At 58.7% G+C, this 3,906-nt stretch carries 3 protein-coding genes and 1 pseudogene; all 4 read right to left on the bottom strand.

All coding sequences use genetic code 11. The features are described from left to right. Positions 1-197: 197 nt before the first annotated feature. Positions 198-1,124, bottom strand: coding sequence for an ImmA/IrrE family metallo-endopeptidase (locus Q0L94_RS09415; RefSeq protein ID WP_296752792.1), 927 nt, complete (start codon positions 1,122-1,124; stop codon positions 198-200). Between the two features lie 36 nt (positions 1,125-1,160). Next, a complete protein-coding gene (locus Q0L94_RS09410) occupies positions 1,161-2,306 on the bottom strand; it encodes a ribonucleotide-diphosphate reductase subunit beta (RefSeq protein WP_296752791.1) in 1,146 nt (381 codons plus the stop codon). A 393-nt stretch (positions 2,307-2,699) separates the two neighbouring features. Beyond that, on the bottom strand, positions 2,700-3,038 hold the full coding sequence (locus Q0L94_RS09405; protein WP_296752789.1) for a GrlR family regulatory protein: 339 nt from the start codon (positions 3,036-3,038) through the stop codon (positions 2,700-2,702). Between the two features lie 13 nt (positions 3,039-3,051). Beyond that, a pseudogene (locus tag Q0L94_RS09400) lies at positions 3,052-3,906 on the bottom strand (ribonucleoside-diphosphate reductase subunit alpha); the annotation flags it as partial.

The raw sequence follows: 3,906 nt of genomic DNA, 5'->3' as shown, positions 1-3,906 counted from the left end.
AGCGCGTGATCGATTCGCCCACGCTGCTGCGGAAACTCAAAGCTCCGCGGCCTTATTGGTACGTGTTGCGAAGTCAGGTGAGCGCCGCAATCAACCGCGCCATGGCGGCGTGATTCGTGGGGAAACCTCAGTGTCTGACCCTATTTTCATGTCGTGTCTGACCCTATTTTCACCCTATTTTCATGCGTCCCTTTAATTCAAACAACCAGCAGTTCCAATTCCTCAAGACGAATAGCCATCGCTTCCACTGACACACAGAACTGCGTAGCTAGCGATATGAAGCGACACCCATTGAAATACTCCGCGCCAGCAAGGAGGCGGGATAAATCCCGGAGTGTTTTATATTTTCTGGAAAATTCTGCCAAGCTCTTTTGCACGAGTTCGAATACCGTATCCTCATCGAAAATAAAGCTGGCGGTCCCAAAATGACTTACAAATCTATCCCTGACAAGTTTTCTTGGCATGAGATAGTTTGTAGCGAATTTGTCGGCTTCCATTTCGGCAATGTCACGTGACAGCTTCGTCCCGTCCAGTGGCCGGTCACGATGCAAACCCCGCGCTTCATGTAGCAGGGCATGACCCAGCTCATGGGCTGCGGTGAAGGCACGAACGCTATCTGAAAACTGCCCCGAGATTCGCACCCGTTTAGTGTAGTTATCGATCAGCCCCGCCACTTCAACTAGCCGGCCGTTTTCGTGGTAATGCCCGAGCGTCTCTTCAAGGGTGAAATCATACCCAAGTAGTTCCAAGGCTATCGACGGGTCAAGCATGTCAATCGGATTGGCTGGAATAGAATCGCCCCAGATTTGTTTTCTTTTCGCCCAAATCAGCCTTTGCAGCTCTTGGGCTTTCTGCTCTATGTCCGCATTTGAATGCCGGCCCCTTTTCCTCACGGACTTATGCTGTGCGCGGCTAGGCAATGCACTAAAGTCGCCACCACTATCCAAGTAAGCATAGGGGTCCTCAAGCAGTCGACGGCTTTCCTTTATCTGTTTACTCAGCGACTGGGGCGTAAGCGTGCCACTCTGGTGCAGAGCGCTGTATGCCCCGTTGCCATCCAAGTGGGCATACGGATTTTGGAGCATGCGTCTACTCCTAGAGATTTCTTCCAGAGATTTGCTCATTATTTATCCTTCCAGTGCACAAGCGTTGGAATAACCTCAATCCCAGCTCAACGCCCCGCCCGTCTGATACTCGGTGACGCGCGTCTCGAAGAAGTTCTTCTCCTTCTTGAGGTCGATCATCTCGGCCATCCAGGGGAAGGGGTTGCTGACGCCGGGGAACATTTCGTCCAGCCCGATCTGCTGGCAGCGGCGGTTGGCGATGAAGCGCAGGTATTCCTTGAACTGGGCCGAGTTGAGGCCGAGCACGCCGCGCGGCATGGTGTCTTCGGCGTAGCGGTATTCGAGCTCGACGCCCTTCTGGATCAGGTCGCGGATTTCGGCCTTGAATTCATTCGTCCACAGGTGCGGGTTTTCCAGCTTGATGGTGTTGATGAGGTCGATGCCGAAGTTGCAGTGCATGGACTCGTCGCGCAGGATGTACTGGTACTGCTCGGCGGCGCCGGTCATCTTGTTCTGGCGGCCCAGCGCGAGGATCTGCACGAAGCCGACGTAGAAGAAGATGCCTTCCATGATGCAGGCAAAGACGATCAGCGATTTCAGCAGGGCCTGGTCGGCCTCGGGGGTGCCGGTCTTGAATTCGGGGTTGGTGAGCGTGTCGATGAAGGGGATGAGGAAGTCGTCCTTGTCGCGGATGCTTTCCACTTCGTGATACGCGTTGAAGATTTCGCCTTCGTCGAGGCCCAGGCTCTCGACGATGTACTGGTAGGCGTGGGTGTGGATCGCCTCTTCGAACGCCTGGCGCAGCAGGTACTGGCGGCACTCGGGCGCGGTGATGTGGCGGTAGGTGCCGAGCACGATGTTGTTGGCGGCGAGCGAATCGGCGGTGACGAAGAAGCCGAGGTTGCGCTTGACCAGGCGGCGCTCGTCCTCGGTGAGCGCGGTGGGGTCTTTCCACTGCGCGATGTCGCGGCTCATGTTCACTTCCTGCGGCATCCAGTGGTTGGCGCAGCCGGCGAGGTATTTTTCCCACGCCCATTTGTATTTGAAGGGGACGAGCTGGTTCACGTCCGTCGCGCCGTTGATCACGCGCTTGTCGGCGGCCTGCACGCGGCGCGTCTGCGGTGCTGGGGGGGTATCGGCGACCACGTCGGCGCCAACCGGCGCGGCGGATTCCTTGCGCAGGAAGGACGGCACGTCCATGGGCTTGGCGGCGGGGGTGAAGTCTTCTTCAAAATTCAGCATCGTTGGTTTTCTCCTTTGGTTGTCCCAAAGTGGGCTGAGCCCACACTACTTTTAATCTGGCGGCGGGCATTGCCCGCCTACGTTCCGTTTTCCGGGCTCACCCGCAAGGGGTGCGCCGGTGGGTCCCCGCTGCTTCGCAGCGACCCTTCCGCAGCCCCTTCTGCGCCACCTCGACTGGATCGAGTCAGCGGGGATGAAGGCGAGCACTGTCCGAGCTCCGCAGTGAGGCGCGTTTTGTGCGCCTCGCCAGGGCGAGTTGCGCAGCCGCCCCGATGGCTCGGTTCAGTCGAGGCCCGCCCCAAAGGGGTGGCGCAGCGGGGTCGCCTTTCTTTGGTTACTTTCTTTGGCGAGACAAAGAAAGTGACTTGCTGCCGGCAACCCCGGTCTACCCGCCTAAGGAAGCTCTGTTCTCTTAGTGAGGCGCAACCCCATCTGCTTGGACACATCGTCCGTACGAATACCAGCCAAATTCATCACAGAGTCCGAAACCGGCCCGCCGATTGTTAGATCAAACGGTTGCGGGTCTTGGCCAAATATCGAAAGCGGTTGTCCTGCATAGTGAACGACCTTCACCGTCGCATCAATCCGAGAGTTCACAATCTTGTATTTGCCTGTGTAGTAATAAGTCCCATCGCCACCGTAGATATTTCCGTTTTCAAAAATCGCTACGCCAGCGCCGATACCACCTGCATTCGACACAAACTCGACAGACCACAGAGCTTCAACAGTCATTTCGTCGCCCCCTTTACTGGCACGCCTCGCATTCCTCGAACCCCGGATCGCCCGGCCGCATGGTGCAGGCGCGGCCTTCGATTTCAGCCTCCGGCAGGTTGGCCATGGCCGCGCTCATCGCGCTGCTTGTGCCGCTTGCGGTGCTCATCGCCCCCGCCCCGCCGCTCGACGACACGGCGTTGAGTTCGCCGCCCTTGCCGGTGGATTTCTCCGCCGAGGTGGCGCCCAGGGTGCGCAGGTAATACGTCGTCTTCAGCCCGCGTATCCACGCCAGCTTATAGGTCTCGTCGAGCTTCTTGCCGCTGGCGCCGGCCATGTAGATGTTGAGGCTCTGCGCCTGGTCGATCCATTTCTGGCGACGTGAAGCGCATTCCACCAGCCAGCTGGTTTCCATCTCGAACGCGGTGGCGTACAGCGCGCGGATGTCGGCCGGGATGCGGTCGATCCTGGCCAGGCTGCCGTCGAAGTACTTGATGTCGGCGACCATGACTTCGTCCCACAGGCCGAGCTTCTTCAGATCGGCGACCAAGTACTTGTTGGCGACGGTGAATTCGCCCGACAGGTTGGATTTGACGTAGATGTTCTGGTAGGTCGGCTCGATGCTGGCCGACACGCCGACGATGTTGGCGATGGTCGCGGTCGGCGCGATCGCCAGGCAGTTGGAGTTGCGCATGCCGTACTGGCCGATGCGGGCACGCAGCGCGTCCCAGTCGAGCATGCTGGAGCTGTCGACTTCCAGGTAGCCGCCGCGCTCCTCCATCAACAGCTTCAGCGAATCCTGCGGCAGGATGCCGCGGCTCCACAGGCTGCCTTCGTAGCTGGAATAGCGGCCGCGCTCGGCGGCGAGTTCGGTCGACGCCCAGAAGGC

It is taken from the genome of Thiobacillus sp. (genome assembly GCF_024708915.1).
This window is presented reverse-complemented; position numbering and strand designations above follow the sequence as displayed.